General features: G+C 74.8%; 17 protein-coding genes. 11 read left to right on the top strand and 6 right to left on the bottom strand.

Annotation, left to right across the window (positions count from 1 at the left end; translation table 11 throughout):
• Positions 1 to 45: 45 nt before the first annotated feature.
• From eccCa to I8N68_RS13140, 4 genes are all read left to right on the top strand, one after another.
• Entirely contained in the window at positions 46 to 3,999 is a 3,954-nt protein-coding gene (eccCa, locus tag I8N68_RS13155; RefSeq protein WP_200210215.1) for a type VII secretion protein EccCa, read from the top strand.
• 132 nt (positions 4,000 to 4,131) lie between these two features.
• Positions 4,132 to 5,451, top strand: a complete 1,320-nt coding sequence (mycP, locus tag I8N68_RS13150) for a type VII secretion-associated serine protease mycosin (protein WP_307812813.1) — start codon at positions 4,132 to 4,134, stop codon at positions 5,449 to 5,451.
• Between the two features lie 94 nt (positions 5,452 to 5,545).
• Positions 5,546 to 6,331: a phosphatase PAP2 family protein gene (locus I8N68_RS13145; protein ID WP_200210214.1), complete on the top strand. Its 786-nt coding sequence runs from the start codon at positions 5,546 to 5,548 to the stop codon at positions 6,329 to 6,331.
• Between the two features lie 30 nt (positions 6,332 to 6,361).
• Positions 6,362 to 7,090, top strand: coding sequence for a phosphatase PAP2 family protein (locus I8N68_RS13140; protein ID WP_200210213.1), 729 nt, complete (start codon positions 6,362 to 6,364; stop codon positions 7,088 to 7,090).
• 36 nt (positions 7,091 to 7,126) lie between these two features.
• Here I8N68_RS13140 and I8N68_RS13135 read toward each other — a convergent pair whose 3' ends face one another.
• The 6 genes from I8N68_RS13135 to I8N68_RS13110 form a co-directional block, all read right to left on the bottom strand.
• A complete protein-coding gene (locus I8N68_RS13135) occupies positions 7,127 to 8,305 on the bottom strand; it encodes a MarP family serine protease (RefSeq protein WP_200210212.1) in 1,179 nt (392 codons plus the stop codon).
• 63 nt (positions 8,306 to 8,368) lie between these two features.
• The gene (locus I8N68_RS13130) at positions 8,369 to 9,061 is read right to left on the bottom strand and encodes an NUDIX hydrolase (RefSeq protein WP_200210211.1); all 693 of its coding nucleotides are present in this window, start codon (positions 9,059 to 9,061) and stop codon (positions 8,369 to 8,371) included.
• A 56-nt stretch (positions 9,062 to 9,117) separates the two neighbouring features.
• Complete coding sequence (locus I8N68_RS13125) at positions 9,118 to 9,726, bottom strand: TlpA family protein disulfide reductase (protein WP_200210210.1); 609 nt, start codon at positions 9,724 to 9,726, stop codon at positions 9,118 to 9,120.
• The gene (gene nth, locus I8N68_RS13120) at positions 9,723 to 10,502 is read right to left on the bottom strand and encodes an endonuclease III (protein ID WP_200210209.1); all 780 of its coding nucleotides are present in this window, start codon (positions 10,500 to 10,502) and stop codon (positions 9,723 to 9,725) included. The genes I8N68_RS13125 and nth overlap by 4 nt, the downstream gene beginning before the upstream one ends.
• 70 nt (positions 10,503 to 10,572) lie before the next feature.
• Positions 10,573 to 11,742, bottom strand: a complete 1,170-nt coding sequence (locus I8N68_RS13115; protein ID WP_200210208.1) for a CapA family protein — start codon at positions 11,740 to 11,742, stop codon at positions 10,573 to 10,575.
• An 83-nt stretch (positions 11,743 to 11,825) separates the two neighbouring features.
• Positions 11,826 to 12,488 carry an adenosylcobinamide amidohydrolase gene (locus I8N68_RS13110; RefSeq protein ID WP_200210207.1) on the bottom strand — a complete coding sequence of 221 codons (663 nt, stop codon included), beginning with the start codon at positions 12,486 to 12,488 and terminating at the stop codon, positions 11,826 to 11,828.
• A gap of 219 nt (positions 12,489 to 12,707) precedes the next feature.
• Between I8N68_RS13110 and I8N68_RS13105 the strand changes: the two genes are divergently transcribed.
• From I8N68_RS13105 to I8N68_RS13075, 7 genes are all read left to right on the top strand, one after another.
• A complete protein-coding gene (locus tag I8N68_RS13105) occupies positions 12,708 to 13,385 on the top strand; it encodes a Crp/Fnr family transcriptional regulator (protein WP_007466162.1) in 678 nt (225 codons plus the stop codon).
• 110 nt (positions 13,386 to 13,495) lie between these two features.
• Entirely contained in the window at positions 13,496 to 14,239 is a 744-nt protein-coding gene (locus tag I8N68_RS13100) for a metallophosphoesterase family protein (protein WP_200210206.1), read from the top strand.
• Positions 14,240 to 14,452: 213 nt separating this feature from the next.
• On the top strand, positions 14,453 to 15,118 hold the full coding sequence (locus I8N68_RS13095; RefSeq protein ID WP_200210205.1) for a TetR/AcrR family transcriptional regulator: 666 nt from the start codon (positions 14,453 to 14,455) through the stop codon (positions 15,116 to 15,118).
• Between the two features lie 38 nt (positions 15,119 to 15,156).
• Positions 15,157 to 15,996 carry a TIGR03084 family metal-binding protein gene (locus I8N68_RS13090; protein ID WP_200210204.1) on the top strand — a complete coding sequence of 280 codons (840 nt, stop codon included), beginning with the start codon at positions 15,157 to 15,159 and terminating at the stop codon, positions 15,994 to 15,996.
• Entirely contained in the window at positions 15,993 to 17,675 is a 1,683-nt protein-coding gene (locus I8N68_RS13085; protein WP_200210203.1) for an acyclic terpene utilization AtuA family protein, read from the top strand. Before I8N68_RS13090 ends, I8N68_RS13085 begins: the two co-directional genes overlap by 4 nt.
• Before the next feature lie 3 nt (positions 17,676 to 17,678).
• Entirely contained in the window at positions 17,679 to 18,869 is a 1,191-nt protein-coding gene (locus I8N68_RS13080) for an acyl-CoA dehydrogenase family protein (RefSeq protein ID WP_200210202.1), read from the top strand.
• Positions 18,866 to 20,467 (top strand): acyl-CoA carboxylase subunit beta, encoded by a 1,602-nt coding sequence (locus I8N68_RS13075; RefSeq protein ID WP_200210201.1) that lies wholly within the window; start codon positions 18,866 to 18,868, stop codon positions 20,465 to 20,467. Before I8N68_RS13080 ends, I8N68_RS13075 begins: the two co-directional genes overlap by 4 nt.
• Positions 20,468 to 20,471: the final 4 nt, after the last annotated feature.

Here is a 20,471-nt window from a genome sequence, read left to right as displayed (position 1 = left end):
CTACGATGAGCCAGGCTCGGGTTACCGAGAGCCATGGGAGGCTCTGTGTCCACTGTCGTCATCAAGCGGCCGCCGCGGCGCCCCGCGCCGGAGATCCCGGTCGGCGAGCTGCCCGTCGAGGCGCCGCCGGAGATCCCCGCCGTCGCCGGCGGGCGCTGGCAGCAGGCACTGATGGTGCTGCCCATGCTCGGCGGCACGGTGGCGATGGCGATGATGTTCGGCCGTGGCGGCGGGGCCTACTCGTACGTGGTGGGCGGCATGTTCGGGCTCTCCTCGGTGGCCATGCTGGTGACCTCGTGGGGCAGCGCCACCGGCACCCCGAAGAAGTCGGAGATGATGGCCGCCCGGCGGGAGTACCTGCGGCACCTCACCGCGCTGCGCCGCCGGGTCCGGCAGACCGCCGGGGCGCAGCGGGCCGGGCTCTACTACCGGCACCCCGACCCGGGCCGACTCTGGTCCACCGTGGACAGCCACCGGGTCTGGGAACGCCGCCCGGCGGACCCCGACTTCGCCGTCGTCCGGGTGGGGGTCGGCCCGCAGACGCTGGCCACCCCGCTCGTCCCGCCGGTCACCCGGCCGCTGGAGGAGCTGGAGCCGATGACCGCGGGGGCGCTGCGCCGCTTCCTCGACGCGTACGCGGTGGTGCCGGACCTGCCGGTGGCGCTCTCGCTGCGCAGCTTCGCCCGGGTCTTCGTCCGCGGCCCCGCTGGCGCGCGGGGGGCCGGCTCGCCGGCCGCGCGGGCCCTCGCGCGGGCCGTGCTCGCCCAGCTCGCCGTCTTCCACGCCCCGGACGAGCTGCTGATCGCGGTCTGCGCCGGCCCGGAACGGCGGGCGCACTGGGAGTGGGTCAAGTGGCTGCCGCACGCCCAGCACCCGACCCGCACCGACGCGCTCGGCCCGGTCCGCCTGGTCACCAGCTCCGCCGCCGACCTGGAACGGCTCCTCGACGAGGTACTGGCCAGCCGCTCCCGGTTCAGCCCGGCCGGCCCGGCCACCGACGGGCCGCACGTGGTGGTGGTGCTCGACGGCGGCGACCTGACCGGCGCCGCCGACCTGGCCGGCGACGGCGGCATCGACGCGGTCACCGTCATCGACCTGGACACCCCGCCGCCCCGGCTGCTCGACCGGTACGCCCTCCTGCTCGACCTGCGCGACGGCCGGCTGCACTCGCACTCCGCCGAGGGGGCCGCCGAGGTCGGCGCCGCCGACGCGCTGAAGCTCGCCGACGCGGAGGCGGTCGCCCGCCGGCTCGCCCCGCTGCGGCTCGCCGGCACGGTACGCGGACCGGACGCCCCGCCCGGCGCCGAACCGGGCCTGCCCGAGCTGCTCGGCCTGGGCGACCCGGAGAGCTTCACCGCCGAGCAGGGCTGGGTGCCCCGACCGGCCCGGGACCGGCTGCGGGTGCCGATCGGGGTGGGCGCCGACGGCGGCGCCATCGAGCTGGACCTCAAGGAGTCCGCGCAGGACGGCATGGGCCCGCACGGCCTGCTGATCGGGGCCACCGGCTCCGGCAAGTCGGAGCTGCTCCGCACGCTGGTGCTCGGACTGGCCGCCACGCACAGCTCCGAGCAGCTCAACTTCGTGCTGGTCGACTTCAAGGGCGGTGCGACCTTCGCCTCCTTCGACCGGCTGCCGCACACCGCCGCGGTGATCACCAACCTGGCCGACGCGCTGCCGCTGGTCGACCGGATGGTGGACGCGATCAACGGCGAGCTGGTCCGCCGGCAGGAGCTGCTGCGCCGGGCCGGCAACTTCGCCAGCGTGCGCGACTACGAGCGGGCCCGCGCGGCCGGCACCCCGCTCGCCCCGCTGCCGTCGCTGCTGCTGATCTGCGACGAGTTCTCCGAGCTGCTGTCGGCCAAGCCCGACTTCATCGACCTCTTCGTGCAGATCGGCCGGCTCGGCCGGTCGCTCGGCGTACACCTGCTGCTCGCCAGCCAGCGCTTGGAAGAGGGGAGGCTACGGGGACTGGACACCCACCTGTCGTACCGGATCGGGCTGCGGACCTTCTCCGCCCTGGAGTCCCGGACGGTGCTCGGCGTGCCCGACGCGCACGAGCTGCCCCGCTCGCCGGGCCACGGCTACCTGCGCGCCGGCACCGACCCGCTGGTCCGCTTCAAGACGGCGTACGTCTCCGGCCCGGTCCGCCGCCGGGGCGGCCCGGCCGGCGGGGCGGGTGCCGGTGCGCCCCGGCTGCTCGGCTTCTCCACCCACCTGGTGCCGGTGCCGGAGCCGGCCACGCTGCCCGCCGCCGAGGAGGACACCCCCACCGAGACCCTGCTCGACCTGCTGGTCGGGCGGCTGGCCGGGCAGGGGCCCCCGGCCCACCAGGTGTGGCTGCCCCCGCTGGACCGCGCACCCACGCTCGACGAGCTGCTCGGCCCGGTCGGCGCGGACCCGGTACGCGGGCTCACCGTCGCCAATCCCGAGCTGCACGGCGCCCTCCAGGTGCCGGTGGCGTTGGTCGACAAGCCGTACGAGCAGCGCCGGGACCTGTTCTGGCTGGCGCTGGACGGCGCGGCCGGGCACGTCGCGGTGGTCGGGCAGCCGCAGAGCGGCAAGTCCGGCCTGCTGCGCACGCTGATCTGCGCGCTGGCGCTCACCCACACCCCGGCCGAGGCGCAGGTCTACGCCCTCGACTTCGGTGGCGGCGCGCTCGGCGTGCTGCGCGACCTGCCCCATGTCGGCGGGGTCGCCGGGCGCGCCGACCCGACCGCGGTCCGGCGTACCGTCGGGGAGATCGCCGCCCTGCTGGCCGAGCGGGAACGCCACTTCGCCGAGCAGGGCGTGGAGTCGATGGCGGCGTGGCGCCGGCGGCGGGCCGCGGCGATCGCCACCGGGCAGCCGGACACCGACCGGTTCGGCGACGTGTTCCTGGTGGTGGACGGCTGGGGCACCCTGCGCAACGACTACGAGGACCTGGAGCCGCTGGTCACCGACCTGGCCACCCGTGGCCTGTCGTACGGCGTGCACGTGGTGGCCAGCTCGGTGCGCTGGACCGACTTCCGGCCGGCGATCCGCGACCTGTTCGGTTCCCGGCTCGAACTGCGCCTCGGCGACCCGGCGGACTCGGTCCTGGTGAAGCGGGCGGTGGCGGCGAACGTACCGGAGCGGGCCGGCCGGGGCATCACCGCCGACGGGCTGCACTTCCTCGGTGCCGTGCCCCGGGTCGTGACGCTCGGCGGGGAGACGGTCGACCTGGTCAAGGCGGTCGTCGGGGCCTGGGCCGGGCCGGGCGCTCCACCGGTGCGGCTGCTCCCGCCGGTGCTGCCGTACGCCGAACTCGACCTCGCCGCGACCACCGGGCTGGCCTTCCCGGTCGGGGTGGCCGAGGCGGACCTGCGGCCGGTGGTGCTGGACTTCGCGACCGAGCCGCACTTCCTGGTCTTCGGGGACGCCGAGTGCGGCAAGTCGTCGTTCCTGCGGGCGCTGGCCACCTCGATCATCACCCGGTTCGCGCCGGAGCAGGCCCGGGTGATCCTGGTCGACTACCGGCGCAGCCTGGTGGGCACGATCGAGACTCCGCACCTGATCGGGTACGGCACCGCCGCGCCGCACACCACCGAGCTGATCGAGTCGGCCGCCGGCTACCTGCAGGGCCGGCTCCCCGGACCGGAGGTCACCCCCGCCCAGCTGCGCGGCCGGTCCTGGTGGTCGGGGCCGGAACTGTTCGTCCTGGTCGACGACTACGACCTGGTGGCCGGCGGGCCGACCAACCCGCTGCGCGCCCTGGAGGAGCACCTGCCGCACGCCCGGGACGTCGGGCTGCACCTGGTGCTGGCCCGCCGGGCCGGCGGCGCCGGCCGGACCCAGTTCGAGCCGATCGTCCAGCGCCTGCGGGAGCTCGCCACGGCGGGCCTGGTGATGTCCGGCGGCCCGGAGGAGGGGGTGCTGGTCGGTCAGGTGAAGGCGGGTCCGTTGCCGCCGGGGCGGGGCCGGTTGGTGACCCGTCGTGAGGGGGTCCGGCTGGTCCAGTTGGCCCACCTGCCGCCCCCGTGACCGGAGTCGCCGACTTGCACCGTGACGCACGGGAAACCCGGTAATCTCCGAGCAGCATGTTTCTGTCGCGATGAATGGCTGGGGAATGTGACCAGGGATCGGCACGCAGCTCCGACCGCGACCCGACATCTGGTGGGACGCACGCTGCTCGGTGTGGCGGCCGCCGCCGCCCTCGTCGCCGGCCCGCTCGCCCCGCCGGCACACGCCGCCCCGGCCCATGCGGCCACCGCGTCCGTCACCACGTCGGTGCAGGTCGCGGCCCGGTCGGTTGCCGCCCGGGAGCCAGCCTGGCCGGCACCGGTGGCCGACCCGGAACGGGTGGACCAGGTCCGCGCGGAGCAGTGGCAGCTCGACAAGCTGCAGGCGGAGACCGCGTGGCGCAGCTCGACCGGGCGCGGGGTGATCGTCGCGGTGATCGACTCCGGCGTGGACGGTTCCCACCCGGACCTTGCCGGCCAGGTGCTGCCCGGCATCGACCTGGTATCGCCCGCGGGCGTCGACGGGCCCGACCCGGTGGGGCACGGCACCACGGTCGCCGGCCTGATCGCCGGCCGCCGCGACGACGACCGCGGCGTGGTGGGACTGGCGCCGGACGCCACGATCCTCCCGGTCCGGGTGCTCAACCAGGAGAACCGTTACGACGATTCCATGATCGTCGCCACCGGGGTGCGCTGGGCGGTCGACAACGGCGCCCGCGTCATCAACCTGTCCCTCGGCGGCAGCGACACCAGCCCGGCCCTGGCCGCGGCCCTCGACTACGCCTTCGCCCGGGACGTCGTGGTGGTCGCCTGCACCGGCAACCTCGCCACCTCGACCGGCACCAAGGTCTGGTACCCGGCCCGCGAACCCGGCGTGGTCGCCGTCGCCGGCCTGAACACCAGTGACGACCTCTGGTCCGGCTCGATCACCGGCCACGAGACGGTGCTCACCGCACCGGCGACTGCGGTCTTCGGGGCCCGCCCCAACGGCTACTGGCGGGTGCAGGGCACCAGCTTCGCCTCCCCGCTGGTCGCCGCGACCGCCGCCCTGGTCCGGGCCCGCTACCCGCAGATGTCCGCCGCGGACGTGGTCAACCGGCTGGTCACGACCGCGAAGGACCTCGGCCCTACCGGCCGCGACGATCGCTTCGGCTACGGCCTGGTGGACCCGGTCGCCGCGCTGTCCGCCGACGTACCGTCGGTGGTACGCAACCCGCTCGACGACCAGTCCTCCCCCGGGAAGGTGAGCTTCGGGCGGGCGCCGGGCTCGGGGCAGGGCGACCGGGCGGGCGGGCAGGGCGGCGACCCGTCCAGCTTCACCCCGCCGAAGCAGCAGAGCCGGTGGACCGCCCACCCGGCCGGCCAGCCGGACGAGCCCCCGCCGGAACGGCTCTGGACCGGCCTCGCCCTCTTCGTCGCCCTGGTCACCGGCGCCGCGCTGGTGGTCCGCCGGTTCCGCCAGTCGCATTGGTGAGCCGCGCGGGCCGGTCTGACCGGGCCGTCCGCTGGGTAGTGCTGACGCCATGAACGGGTCGGGCGGCATGAACGGGTCGGGCGAACACAGTCGGATGTCCGCGGTCGAGCGGTCCTGGCGGGCCCGCCGCCTGGACCCGGACCATTCGCTGGGCCTCCGGCTCACGGTGGCCGCCACCGCGGCGTTCCTGGTGCTGGTGCCGTTCGCCCTGCTCGCGCTGCTGGTGCTGGGGGCCTGGCCGCCACTGTTCCGGCTGGACGCCTCGGTGACCGACGCCCTGCACGGGTACGCCCTCGCCGATCCGGCCTGGGTGCGGGTGATGAGCGTCTGGACCGACGTCTTCGCGCCCGGCCCGCTGCGGGTCGCCACCGCCGTCGTCGTCGCCTGGCTGCTGGTCCGCCGGGCCCGGCGGCTGGCCCTCTGGGCGGTCACCACGATGGTGGTGGGCGGGCTGCTCGGCGCGCTGCTCAAGCTGCTGGTCGGCCGGCACCGGCCGGACCTGCTGGACCCGGTGGCCCGGGCGGCCGGCTTCTCGTTCCCGTCCGGGCACGCGCTGAACGCCACCCTGACCGCCGGGGTGCTGCTGCTGGTCTTCCTGCCGTTCACCCACGACCGGCGGCCGCTGCGCTGGGCGCTCTGGGCCGCCGCGATCCTGCTGGCGGTGGTCACCGGCGTCAGCCGGATCGCCCTCGGCGTCCACTGGACCAGCGACGTGCTGGGCGGGTGGCTGCTCGGCCTCGCCGTGGTGGCGGCGACCTCGGCGGCGTTCCGCACCTGGCGGGCCCGCACCGGTCGCCGGCCGGCGCGAACCGCCCGGGAGGGCGTCGAGCCGGAACTGGCCGGGTCGGGCCCGGCCGAGGCGCGCCGGGAGCGCGCGTAGTTTCGCACCCACCCGGGTAATGGGCGGCCCATGTCCGATGTCGCGGTCCAGGTGACCAAGCGCGTGCTGCTGCCCCTGGCCCTGCTCTTCGCCGTCATGGTGGGGCTGGGTCTCCTGGTCACCCGGGTGCTCGCCCGGACCTGGCCGTTCACCGTGGAGGACGCGGTCAACCGCGAGCTGGCGGGCGACCGCACCGCGGGCTGGAACGACGTCTCACTGGTGTTCAGCACGCTGGCCAGCACCCAGCTGGTCGTCGTGGTCACCGTGCTGGTGGCGCTGGTGCTCCGGCTGGTGCTGCACCGCTGGCGCGAACCGCTGTTCCTGTGCGCTGCGGTGACCGCGCAGGCGCTGGTCTTCCTCTTCACCACCATGGCCATCGACCGCCGCCGGCCGGCCGTCGAGCACATGGACGTCTCGCCGCCGACCTCCAGCTTCCCGTCCGGGCACACCTCGGCGTCGGTGGCGCTCTACGTCGGCATCGCGGTGCTGCTCGCGCTCCGGGCGAAGAGCACCCCGGCGAAGGTCACCTGGTGGACGCTGCTGGTGCTGGTGCCGCTGGGCGTCGCGCTGACCCGGATGTACCGGGGCATGCACCACCCCAGCGACGTGGTGGCGTCGTTCCTCAACGGCGGCACCTGCGTGGCGATCATGGCCCGGGCGGTGCTCGACCGGACGCTGACCTGGGGCCGCGCCAGGATCCCGGGGGTCAGCCGGTCGGGCGACGACGTGGCCACCGCCCGCGCGTCCACGGGCGGCTGACGAGGCGGCCGTCGCGGTCGGGCGCCGTCGGCCGGCTCAGGTGCACTCGCCGGTGCCGACCGCCCGGGTACGCTCCGCCCCGGCCAGCGCCACCGATCGGGCCTCGGCGGCGGTGACCGCGAAGCCGGTGTTCGGGTCGTCGGCCGCCGCCGCGAAGATCACCCCGAGCACCAGCCCGTTGGCCGAGACCAGCGGGCCGCCGGAGTTGCCGCTGCGCACCAGCGCCCGGATGGTGTAGATCTCCCGGGTCACGTCCCCCGCGGCGTAGATGTCCGGCCCGGTGATCCGGTCCACGTCGCGCACCCGGGCCGGGCGGGCGTCGTACGGGCCGTCGAGGGGGAAGCCCAGCACGATCGCGTCCGCGCCGCTGCCGGCCTGCCCGGCGGCGAACCGCAGGGACGGGCCGGGCAGCCCGGGTACGTGCAGCACGGCGAGGTCCCGCTCCGGGTCGTAGACGACCACCTCGCCGTCGTACCGCTCGCCGCGCAACTCGACGGCGACCGAGCGGGTGCCGGCCACCACGTGCGCGTTGGTCATCACCCGGTCGTCCGCGTACACGAAGCCGGAGCCCTCGATGCGGCGGGCGCAACTCGGCGCGGAGCCCAGCACCTTGACCACCGCCCGCTGGCTGTTGGCCACCACGGTGGAGCCGGCGAGCGCCGGGTCGGGCGGCGAGACCTGCCGGGCCCGGGTCGGCGCGAGATCCCCGAACACGTCCGGGAAGCCGTTGGTGTCGACCGTGTCGCGCAGCGCGGTGGAGAGCTCCTGGGCCTTGTCCGGCAGGATCCGGTCGACCACGGTGAGCAGTGCGCTGTTACGGACCGAGGAGGCCACCCAGGGTACCGCGGAGGAGCCCAGCGGCACCGCGACCAGCCAGGCCACCAGCATGACCGCGAGGAGTGACACGAGCGCGCCGCCGAGGTCGTCGAGCCGCTTGGCCACGTCGTTGGTGATCGTCTTGCGCAGGTGCGAACCGAGCCAGCCGGCGAGCGCCTGACCCAGCACCGCCAGCCCGAAGATCGCCACCAGAGAGATCAGCACGCGTATCCCGCTGTCCACGAACTGCCGGGCGATCAGCGGGCCGACCTGGAGGCCGATCAGCGCGCCCACGAAGAAGCCCGAGAGCGACAGCGCCCCGATGGCGAAGCCCTGGCGGTATCCGCTGACCGCGAACACGAGCATGAGCAGGAGCAGGACGAGATCCACGACGGACACGCGTCCAGGGTACGGGCAGGTGGCACGGAAGCGGCCCACCGCTCGCGCAACGTGACCTTCAGGTCAGCGGACCGGGCTCTCGTCCACCTCGTCGGTGCCGGCCGAGGGCGCCGGGGCGGCGGCGGTCGGCGGCAGCTCCACCACCCGGCCGGGCGGCCACGGGCGGGCCCAGCCACCCATCTCCAGCAGCGTGGCCAGCACCCCGGCGGTGAACCCCCAGACCAGCATGCCGCGGACCGAGAAGGCCGGGCCGATCCAGCCGCTCGGGTGGCGGACCCGCATCCGGTTCGCCGGGTCGACCAGCTCGGTGACGGGCAGGCGGGCGACGTGCGCGACCTCGGCCGGCTCCCGGGGATGCACCGGGTGCGGGGCGTGCCACCAGGCCAGCACGGGGGTGACCACGAAGTCGCTGACCGGGATCCAGAGCTTCGGCAGTTGGGCGAGAACGGTGACGCTGGTCGGGTCGAGCCCGACCTCCTCGTTCGCCTCACGGAGCGCGGTGGCGCTGGCGTCGGCGTCCTCCGGGTCGGCCGCACCGCCCGGGAAGGCCGGTTGGCCGGCGTGGTTGCGCAGCGTCGCGGCGCGCTGGAGGACCAGCACGTCAGGGCCGCCGTCCGGTTCCTCGCCGAGCAGCACCAGCACGGCGCTCTCCCGGCCGCCGCTCTCCGGCGTGGTGAGCCGGGTGAAGTCCTCCGCCCGGGCACTGCCCAGTCGGTCGAGCAGCGGCTCCAGCCACTCCGGCGGCCGCCTGCTCACCGGGCCACCGCTGTTCGCGACTGCGGGACTCGCAGAACCGGCTCCCTCCGCGCCGCTCACGCGTCCACCGCCACGCCGAGGTGGGTGCGGACCAGCGCGGTGAGCGTGGCGTCGTCGAGGGCACCGGTCGAGTCGGTGTGCCGGACCCGGCCGTCGGCGCCGACGAAGACGGTCAGCGGGAAGGCGTTCCGGTTGAGCGCGCGCTCGAACGCGTCGCCCTGGTCGACCAGCATCGGGAAGCGGACGCCGAAGTCCTCGCCGATGGACTGGGCGCCGCCGCGGCTGTCCCGGCTGTTCACCCCGATCACCTGGAACCGGCCGGCGGCGCGTTCGCTGAGCCGCTGGAAGGCGGGCAGCTCCTTGCGGCACGGCGGGCACCAGGACGCCCAGACGTTGATGACTGCCGGGCCCCGCACCGCGCGCAGGTTCACCGGGGCACCCCCGGTGAAGCAGGAGAGGGTCAGCTCGGGCAGCGGCGCGCCCTGGCCGGCGGTGGGCGCGGGGACGGCCGAGGCCGGCGCGGCGGTCAGCGTGGCGCAGTCGGCGAACGGCGAGGGCCGCTCGGCCCGGGCGGCGGGCGGCGGGGCCGCCGGCTGGTCGGTGGCGCTGCAGCCGGCGACCGCCAGCAGCGCCGGGACGAGCAGGGCCACGAGTCGGCGGTTCACGGCACCTCCGCCGCGACGGCCTGCTGCGGCACCAGGTCCGGGTCGATCCCGACGGCCGCCGCCAGGTCCCGGGCCCGGGGGCCCTTGAGCAGCTTGGCGGCCGCCCCCGGCTCGGTCGGCCCGGTCCCGTACGACGGGCAGAGCTTCGCCAAGGTGCAGGCGCCGCAGGCCGGCTTGCGAGCGTGGCAGACCCGCCGACCGTGGAAGATGATCCGGTGCGACAGCATGGTCCAGTCGCGCTTCGGGTAGAGCGCCCCGATCGCATGCTCGATCTTGACCGGGTCGGTCTCGGTGGTCAGCCGCCACCGCTGGACGAGCCGCTGGAAGTGGGTGTCGACGGTGATGCCGGGGACGCCGAAGGCGTTGCCGAGGATGACGTTGGCGGTCTTGCGGCCGATTCCGGGCAGCGTCACCAGGTCGGCCAGCTTGCCGGGGACCTCGCCGTCGTACCGCTCGCACAGGGCCTGGCCCAGGTTGATCAGGGAGCTGGTCTTGTTCCGGTAGAACCCGGTCGGCCGGATCAGCTCCTCCAGCTCCGTCCGGTCCGCCCCGGCGTAGTCGGCGGCGCTCCGGTAACGGGCGAAGAGCTTCGGGGTGACCTCGTTGACCTTCTTGTCGGTGCACTGCGCCGAGAGGATGGTGGCGACGGCCAGCTCCAGCGCGTTGGAGTGGTCGAGTTCACAGTGCGCGTCGGGGTGCGTCTCGGTCAGCGCCCGGCCGATCCGCCGGGCGCGGCGCGTACGGCCGAGGTCGGTCTCGGGGGTACTGGTGGTCACGCCGGCCAGCCTACGTCGCGACGGTGACGTCCCGAGGGGCCCACGCGGGCGCGGGCCGCCCGGGGCCGGGCTACGGCGCGGTGATCCGCCCCGCGGTGTCGAGCCGCGCCCCGGTCTTCGGGAAGTCGGCCCGGCTGACCTCCCGGACCAGCCCGAGGCCCCGGTGGTCGGGGTCGATCGCCGGCCGGCCCACGCCGTTCATCGCGGTCGAGGTGAACGTCCCGCCGGCGAAGCTGCCGTCCGGCTTCAGCGACACCTTCAGCACGCCGCCCCAACCGAGCCGGCCGGAGCTGTTCAGCGACTTCCCCCCGCCGGCGAAGTTGCCCAGGCTGTACGCGATCAGCCGCCCCCGGTAGAACTCCATCCCGCGCAGCACGTGCGGGCCGTGCCCGACGACCAGGTCCGCCCCCGCGTCGATGACCGCGTGCGAGAAGCGCATCGGGTCGCCCCGGTTCTCGCCGAAGAACATCTCGGTGCCCGGCTTCACGTGGCTCCGGTCGGCGCCCTCGGCGCCCATGTGCACCTGCACCACGACCAGGTCGGCCATGGTGGCCGCCTTCGCCACCACCCGCTTCGCCGAGCCGATGTCGACGAGGCTGTTGGACCAGACGTACGACGAGAAGCCCACGACCGCGACCTGCACGCCCTCGACCTCGACCACGGTGATCTGGTCGGGCGCGCCGGTGTGCTTGAGGCCGTGCTTCTCCAGCGCCCGCTGGGTGTTCTGGTAGCCCTTGGGGCCGTAGTCGTAGCCGTGGTTGTTGGCCTGGTTGAGCAGCTCGAACCCGGCGTCGCGCAGGTGTGCCGCATACCCCGGGGGCGCCCGGAACTGGTAGCAGTTCTGCGGCTCCGGCCCGCACTTGCCGGCGCCGGTGTCCTCGGTGAGCGGCTCCTCCAGGTTCCCCATCACCAGGTCTGCCTTGAGCGCCGCCTTGACCTGGTCGAAGAAGCCCTCGCCGTCGTCGGCGGGCAGCCGGGACGGGGCGTTGCCCATGATCACGTCGCCGGTCGCGGCGAGCGAGATGGCCCGCCCGGCGGCGTCGGACGGGCCGGGCGCCGGCGAGCCGATGGGGTCGAGCGGGATCGGTGAGCCGGTCGAGCCGCCACCCGCACCCTGCTGCCAGACCGGGGCGCCGCCGGCGTCCTCGGCGCAGCCGCCGGCGAGGAGCGCGACGACCAGCGCGCCGACGGCGGCCAGGCGGCGGCGCGGGCGGGACACGGCGGGGGCGGGAGCATACATCGCCCGCGACGCTACCGCGCGGCAAACGCTCCGACGAGGGCCGATCGGCTGGAAAACCGGCCCGACCGCAGCCGGGGCGGGGCTCAGCCGGCCCGCCGGTCCGACCAGGGCACGACGGTGCCGGCGCCGCCGGCGAGCACGGCCGCGTGCACCGCGCGGGCCAGCGGGGCGCCCCAGGTCGAGCGCGGACCGCCGTACGGGGCCGGCTCGCCGTCGGCGGGGCAGAGCACGGTGACCGCGTCGGTGGGCGTGCCGGTGGCCGGCAGGCCCAGCTTCCAGATCGCCTGCGCCTTCGCCTCCGTGGCGGTGGCCACGGCGTTGACCAGGGCGGCGTCGCCGAGCCGGGCCGGGACGTACACCACGATGTTGATCGTGCCGACCCGCTGCGCGGGCGGCGCCGGGGCGGGCGCGGCGGCCCAGACCGGGGTGCCGAGCCCGACCGTCGCCCAGACCCGTACGCCGCTGTCGACCCCGGTCACCACCTCCGCCACGTCGACCCCGGTCAGCAGCCCGACCCCGGGGCCGTCGAGATCGAGGCCGGCGGCGAGTTCGGCCAGGTGGGCGGCGGGGTCGTCGCGGTGGTACGACATCGGCACGGTCGCGTTGACCACCCAGCGCCGTACGCCGATCCCGCCGCCCAGCGGGGCGCTGCCGACCGCCAGCAGCGGCGCGGCGGCCCGCCACACCAGCAGCGGGATGTCGCACCCGTCCTCGTGGCGGGTGGTCAGGAAGGGCTCGCTCAGCACGGCACTGACCCTACGATCGAGGTGGGGAGGGGTGGCGACCACCCGTACCGGCGGCGGAATCCTAGTCCTTGATCAGGTCGGGCAGGTTACGTCCAACGATCAAGATTCCAGGGGTGCACCTCTGATTCGCGCTCGCGTGCGCCTAGACTGGCGGCGCGCGAGGGGATCAGCGGACGGCGGACCCGGCCGACGGACGGCACGCGCTGGTGGAGGTGACCGATGGACGAGGTACTGGCCCGCAGCGGCATCTTCCAGGGTGTCGACCCGGAGGCTGCCGAGGCGCTCGCCAAGGAGATGGAGACGATCGAGGTCCGTAAGGGCGAGATCGTGTTCAACGAGGGCGAGCCCGGTGACAGTCTCTACATCCTGCTGTCCGGCAAGATCAAGGTCGGCCGCCGGGCGGCGGACGGCCGGCAGAACCTGATCGCGGTGATGGGCCCGTCCGACATGGTCGGCGAGCTGTCGCTGTTCGACCCCGGCCCGCGGACGGCGACGGCCACCGCGGTGACCGACACCCGGCTGGTGCGGCTGCGCAAGCAGGCGCTGCGGCCGTGGCTGAACAACCGGCCGGAGATCGCCGAGCAGCTGCTGCGGGTGCTGGCCCGCAGGCTGCGCCGGACGAACGACTCGCTGGCCGACCTGATCTTCACCGACGTGCCCGGGCGGGTCGCCAAGAACCTGCTCCAGATGGCCGGCCGGTTCGGCACCCGGGACGGCGGCGTGCTGCGGGTGACCCACGACCTGACCCAGGAGGAGATCGCCCAGCTCGTCGGCGCCTCCCGGGAGACCGTCAACAAGGCCCTCGCCGACTTCGCCTCGCGGGGCTGGCTCCGGCTGGACGGCAAGAGCATCATCATCCTCGATCCGGAGCGCCTGGCCCGCCGCGCGCGGGTCTGACCCACACCCGGACACGACGGGGACCGCCCTCCGGGGCCGGTCCCCGTCGTCGTTTCTGCCCGACGCAGAACCCCCTCGACGGGCGGCGGCCGGACCGGCACGGTGGGCTGATGCTGAAACGTGTCGCCGTCCTCTCCGACATCCACGGCGCGCTGCCGGCGCTGGAGGCCGTCCTGGCCGAGCCGGACGTCGTCGCCGCCGACCTGATCGTGCTCACCGGGGACATCGCCGCCGGACCACAGCCGGTGGAGGTGCTGGACCTGCTCACCGCGCTCGGCGACCGGGCCTGCTGGGTGGGCGGCAACGGCGAGCGCGAGCTGGTCGAGGCGCGGTCCGGCCGACCCTCCCCGCACGACGTCTCGAACTGGGCGGCGGCGCAGCTCCGCGACGACCAGGTGGCCCGGCTGGCCGCGCTGCCGCTCACCGTCACCCTGCCGGTCGCGGGCCTGGGCGAGGTGCTGTTCTGCCACGCCACGCCCCGGGACGACGAGGAGGTGGTGCTGGTCGACTCCCGGCCGGCCCGCTGGGCGGAGGTCTTCGCCGGGCTGCCGGCCGAGGTCGGCACGGTGGTTTGCGGGCACACCCACATGCCGTTCACCCGGCTCGTCGACCGCCGCCTGGTGGTCAACCCGGGCAGCGTCGGCATGCCGTACGGCGGGGCGGGTGCCTGGTGGGCGCTGCTCGGCCCCGGCGTCCAGCTCCGCCGGACCGGGTACGACGTGGACGCCGCCTGCGCCCGGGTGGCGGCCGAGTCGGCGTTCCCGGACGCCGCCGAGTGGGCTGACGAGTACCTGCGTTCCCGACACAGCGACGCCGACGCCCTCGCCGTGTTCGGCCCGCGTGACGGCCGCTGACCGAGGGCAGTGCCGGGTTGCCGGCCCAACTCCGACCGGACGTGCCCTGCCGGCGGCCGCCGGCCAGCACCCGGACGGTTGGTGGCGGAGCCCATTGGAGCTGAATCGTCTGTGACATCAGCTCCAGAGCGAGCTTCACCTTCTACCACCGGCGCTACCAACCCTGAAAAAGTCAGTCTTGACTGTTTGTTTCGCGCGCGGCACGCTGTCCCCGTGCCCGCCGCATCGACCCGTGTCCCTCAGCAGGAGCGCAGCCGCGCCACCCAGGCCCGGCTGCTGGAGGCGACCGTCGAGTGCCTGGTCGAGCACGGCTGGTCCGGCACCACCACCACCGTCGTCGCGGCCCGGGCGGGCGTCTCCCGGGGCGCCCAGCTGCACCACTACCCGACCAAGGCGGCCCTGGTCACCGCCGCCGTCGCCCATCTCGCCGAGCGCCGGGCCGAGGAGCTGCGCATCGAGGCCGAGGCCCTGCCGGCCGGCCCGCGCCGGCTCGACCGGGTGATCGACCTGCTGGCCGCCGCGTTCACCGGCCCGCTCTTCGTCGCCGCGCTCGAACTCTGGGTCGCCGCCCGCACCGACGCCGAACTACGCGGCGCGCTGGTGCCGCTGGAGGCCCGGGTCGGCCGCGAGATGCACCGGCTCACCGTCGCGCTGCTCGGCGTGGACGAGCGCCGCCCGGGCGTCCGGGAGGCCGTGCAGGCCACCCTCGACCTGCTCCGTGGGCTCGGCGTGGCCAACCTGCTCAACGACGACTCGGCCCGCCGGACCGCCCTGCTGCACACCTGGAAACGCCAGCTCGCCGCGCTGCTCACTCCGGAGACCGACCCGCCGGACCGCGGCACCCCGCAGGCCGGGGCGCCGGGACCCGACCGGCCCTGACCCGCCCACCCTGACCGGCCCACCCGCCCGGAGGCACCATGGTCGACCCGACCGCACTGCTCGCGGATCTCGCCGCCGAGTCCGACCAGCTCGACGCCCTCGTCGCGCCGCTGTCCCCGGGGGACTGGGCGCGACCGACCCCGGCGCCCGGGTGGACGGTCGCCTACCAGATCGCCCACCTGGCCTGGACCGACCACGTGGCCCGGCTCGCCGCCACCGACCCGGCGGCGTTCTTCGCCTCGGTCACCGGCGCGCCCGACCCGGCCCGGTTGGTCGACGACGGGGCCGAGTCGTTCCTCGCCCCGCCCGCCGAGCTGCTGGCCCGCTGGCGGGACGGCCGGACGGCGCTCGCGACGGCCCTCGCCGCCGTGCCGCCCGGGGAGAAGCTGCCCTGGTACGGCACCCGGATGTCGCCCGCGTCCATGGTCACCGCGCGGATCATGGAGACCTGGGCGCACGGCGAGGACGTCGCCGACGCGCTCGGCGTCCTCCGCCCGGCCACCGACCGCCTGCGGCACGTCGCCCACCTCGGCTTCCGTACCCTCGGACACGGCTTCGCCGCCCACGGCCGCCCGGTGCCGACGGCGCCGGTGCGAGTCGAGCTGGCCGCACCCCACGGTGCCACCTGGGTCTTCGGGCCGGCGGACGCCGCCGACCGGGTGACCGGGCCCGCGCGCGACTTCTGCCTGCTGGTCACCCAGCGCCGGCACCGCGCCGACCTGGCCCTGGTCGCCACCGGGTCCACCGCCGACGAGTGGCTCGACGTCGCCCAGGCCTTCGCGGGACCCCCCGGGGCCGGCCGCGAGCCGGCGACCACACCGGCCACCGCCCGCCCGGCCGAGCCGGGCGGGGACGACCACGCCGGCGTGCCGGCATGACCGGCGTACTGCGGGTCGGCAACGCCTCCGGCTTCTACGGTGACCGGTTCGGGGCCTGGCGGGAGATGCTCGACGGCGGCGAGCTGGACGTGCTCACCGGCGACTACCTGGCCGAGCTGACCATGCTGATCCTCGGCCGGGACCGGCTGCGCGACCCCGACCTCGGGTACGCGAAGACCTTCCTCCGCCAGCTCGAAGGCTGCCTCGGCACCGCCCTCGACCGGGGCGTCCGGATCGTCACCAACGCCGGCGGGCTGAACCCGGCCGGCCTGGCCGCGGCGATCGGCGCGCTCGCCGACCGGCTCGGCCTCACCGTCCGGGTCGGATACGTCGAGGGCGACGCGATCCAGCGGCCCGACGCGCTCACCGCGAACGCGTACCTCGGGGCGTTCGGCATCGCCGCCTGCCTCGACGGCGGGGCCGACGTGGTGGTCACCGGCCGGGTCACCGACGCCTCCCTGGTGGTGGGGCCGGCGATCGCCCGCTTCGGCTGGGGGCGGGACGACCTGGACGCGCTGGCCGGGGCGACCGTCGCCGGGCACCTGATCGAGTGCGGGGCGCAGGTCACCGGCGGCAACTTCAGCTTCTTCACCGAGCTGCCCGACGGCGGCCACCGGCCCGGCTTCCCGATCGCGGAGCTCCACTCGGACGGTTCGGCGGTGCTCACCAAGCACCCGGGCACCGGCGGCGCGGTCACCGTCGAGACGGTCACCGCCCAGCTGTTGTACGAGGTGGGCGGGCCGGCGTACCTGGGGCCGGACGTGGTGACCCGACTGGACACGGTCACCCTGGCCGCCGACGGTCCGGACCGGGTACGCGTCTGCGGGGTTCGGGGCACGCCGCCGCCGGACACCCTGAAGCTCGGCGTCAACAACCTGGGCGGCTTCCGGAACTCGATGACGTTCGTGCTCTGCGGGCTCAACATTTCGGCCAAGGCGGCCCTGGTCCGGGGGCAGATCGAGGAGGCGGTCGGCAAGGAAGGGCTGGAGTTCACCCTGGCCCGCACCGACCACCCGGACGCCACCGACACCGAGGCGGCGAGCGCGCTGCTGCACGTACACCTGCGGGACCGGGACAAGGCCCGGGCCGGACGGGCCTTCTCGGCGGCCGCGGTGGAACTGGCGCTGGCCTCCTACCCGGGCTGCACGCTGACCACTCTGCCCGGCGACGCCACCCCGTACGGCGTCTTCACCGCCGACGCCGTGCCGCAGGACGCGGTCGCGCACGTCGCCGTGCTGCCCGACGGGACGCGGGCGCCGATCCCCCCGCCGCTGCGGACGACGGCCGCGCAGGCCGTCGGGGGCGATCCGGAGCCGGCAGCGCTGACCGGGCGGTCGCGCGACACCGGCCCGACCCGCCGCGGTCCGCTCGGCGAACTGGTCGGGGCGCGGTCCGGGGACAAGGGCGGGGACGCGAACCTGGGCGTCTGGGCCCGCACCGACGGGACCTGGTCCTGGCTGCGGGACTGGCTCACCGTCGACCGGCTGGTCGAGCTGCTGCCGGAGACCGCCCCGCTGACCGTGCAGCGGTACGAGCTGCCCAACCTGCGCGCGGTCAACTTCGTGATCCGCGGGCTGCTCGGGCAGGGAGTGGCCGCCTCCACCCGGTTCGACCCGCAGGCCAAGGCGCTCGGCGAACTGCTCCGCTCCCGCGTCGTCGACCTGCCCGAGGAGGAGTGACCGATGACCATCGTGGACAGCCCCGAACGGCGCCAGCTCCGCGAGCTGACCCGGGCCTTCGTGACGCGCGAGGTGCTGCCGCACCTGGACGACTGGGAGCGGGCCGGTGAGGTGCCCCGGTCGCTGCACGAGACCGCCGCGAAGATTGGGCTGCTCGGCATCGGCTTTCCCGAGTCGGTCGGTGGCAGCGGCGGTGACCTGCTCGACTCGATCGTGGTCACCGAGGAGATCATCCGCTCGGGCGGCTCGTCCGGGCTGGTCGCGGCGCTCTTCACGCACGGCATCGCGCTGCCGCACATGGTCGCCGCCGGGAACGACGACCTGATCGACCGGTACGTCCGGCCGACGCTGGCCGGGACGATGATCGGCGCGCTGGCGATCACCGAGCCGGACGGCGGCTCCGACGTGGCGGGCATCCGCACCTTCGCCCTCCTCGACGGCGACCACTACGTGGTGAACGGATCGAAGACCTACATCACCAGCGGGCTCCGGGCCGACTTCGTGACCACCGCCGTCTGCACCGTCCTCCCGGGCTCCGGCGCGCTCAGCCTGCTGGTGATCGAGAAGGGCACCCCCGGCTTCACGGTCGGCCGGCGGCTGGAGAAGCTGGGCTGGCACTGCTCGGACACCGCCGAGCTGTCCTTCGTCGACGTGCGGGTGCCGGTGGCGAACCGGATCGGCCCGGAGGACACCGGCTTCCTGGCGATCATGCAGCAGTTCGCCACCGAGCGGCTCTCCCTGGCCACCCAGGCGTACGCGACCGCGCAGCGCTGCGTGGAGCTGACCACCCGCTGGTGCCGGGACCGGTCCACCTTCGGCCGGCCACTGGCCAGCCGGCAGCTCGTCCAGCACCGGCTGGCCGAGATGCACACCCGGGCCGAGGCCGCCCGGGCGTACGTGCACGACGTGGCCGCCCGGGTCGCTCGACCACTCCAGCTCGGCGCGTCCACCGCCGCGCCACGACCTGGAGCCGTCGCCGGCCAGCCGGTGGTGACCGAGGTGGCGATGGCGAAGAACGTCGCGGTGGCCGCCTGCGACTGGGTGGTCGATCAGGCGTTGCAGTTGCACGGCGGCTTCGGCTACCTGCGCGACGCCGAGGTGGAACGGCACTACCGGGACGCCCGGATCCTCGGCATCGGCGGCGGCACCACCGAGATCATGAACGCGATCATCGCGAAGGGCATGGGCCTGTGACCACACTGGACAGCTCGCTCGACCCGTCCTCGCCGGCCTACCGCGCCAATCGCGAGGCGCTGCTGGACCGCCTCGTCGAGCTGGACGCCGCGCTCGACCGGGCGCGCGCCGGCGGCGGTGAGAAGTACGTGACCCGGCACCACAAGCGGGGCAAGCTGCTGCCCCGGGAGCGGATCGAGCTGCTGCTCGATCCGGACAGCCCGTTCCTGGAGCTGTCCCCGGTGGCCGCGTACGGGACGGACTTCCCGGTTGGGGCCAGCGTGGTCACCGGGATCGGGGTGGTCGAGGGCGTGGAGTGCCTGGTCGTCGCCAACGACCCGACCGTACGCGGCGGCGCGGTCAACCCCTGGTCCCTCGCCAAGACCCGGCGGGCCGGTGAGATCGCCCTGGCCAACCGGCTGCCGATGGTCAACCTGGTCGAGTCGGCCGGCGCGGACCTGCCCACCCAGGCGGAGATCTTCATCCCGGGCGGCCGGGTGTTCCGCGACCTGACCCGGCTCTCCGCGGCGAAGATCCCCACGGTCAGCGTGGTCTTCGGCAACGCCACCGCCGGCGGCGCGTACGTGCCGGGGATGTCCGACTTCACCATCATGATCCGCGAGCGGTCGCAGGTGTACCTGGCCGGCCCGCCGCTGGTGAAGATGGCCACCGGCGAGGTCACCGACGACGAGTCGCTGGGCGGGGCGGCCATGCACGCCACGAGGTCCGGCCTGGCCGACTTCCTGGCCTCGGACGAACGGGACGGCATCCGGCTGGCGCGGCAGTGCGTCCGCCGGCTCAACTGGCGCAAGCAGGGCCCGCCGCCCCGCAACCCGGTCCCGCAGCCCCCCAAGTACGACCCGGAGGAACTGCTCGGCATCGCCAGCGCCGACCTCAAGGTGCCGTTCGACCCGCGCGAGGTGCTGGCCCGGGTGCTGGACGGCAGCGAGTTCGACGAGTTCAAGCCGGGCTACGGCACCGCGCTGGTCACCGGCTGGGGCGAGCTGCACGGCTATCCGGTCGGCGTCCTCGCCAACGCCCGGGGTGTGCTGTTCAGCGAGGAGGCACAGAAGGCGACCCAGTTCATCCAGCTCGCCAACGCCGCCGACACCCCGCTGGTCTTCCTGCAGAACACCACCGGCTACATGGTCGGCACCGAGTACGAGCAGCGCGGCATCATCAAGCACGGCGCCCTGATGATCAACGCGGTGTCGAACTCGACCGTGCCGCACCTGACGGTCAACCTGGGCGCCTCGTACGGCGCCGGCAACTACGGCATGTGCGGCCGGGCGTACGAGCCGAGGTTCCTGTTCACCTGGCCGAACGCCAAGTCGGCGGTGATGGGCCCGGCGCAGCTGGCCGGGGTGCTGTCGATCGTGGCCCGGCAGGCCGCCGCCGCCCGGGGGCGGGATTACGACGAGGACTCCGACGCCGCGATGCGGATGATGGTCGAGCAGCAGATCGAGTCCCAGTCGGGGGCGCTCTTCCTCTCCGGCCGGCTCTACGACGACGGGGTGATCGACCCCCGGGACACCCGTACCGTCCTCGGGCTCTGCCTGTCGGCGATCCACAACGGACCGGTGCAGGGCGCCGACCGCTTCGGCGTCTTCCGGATGTAGCCCG

It is taken from the genome of Micromonospora coerulea (assembly GCF_016598485.1).
Classification (GTDB): domain Bacteria; phylum Actinomycetota; class Actinomycetes; order Mycobacteriales; family Micromonosporaceae; genus Micromonospora; species Micromonospora coerulea.
Note: the sequence above shows the minus strand (reverse complement) of the source record. Positions and strands in the feature narration are given on the sequence as shown.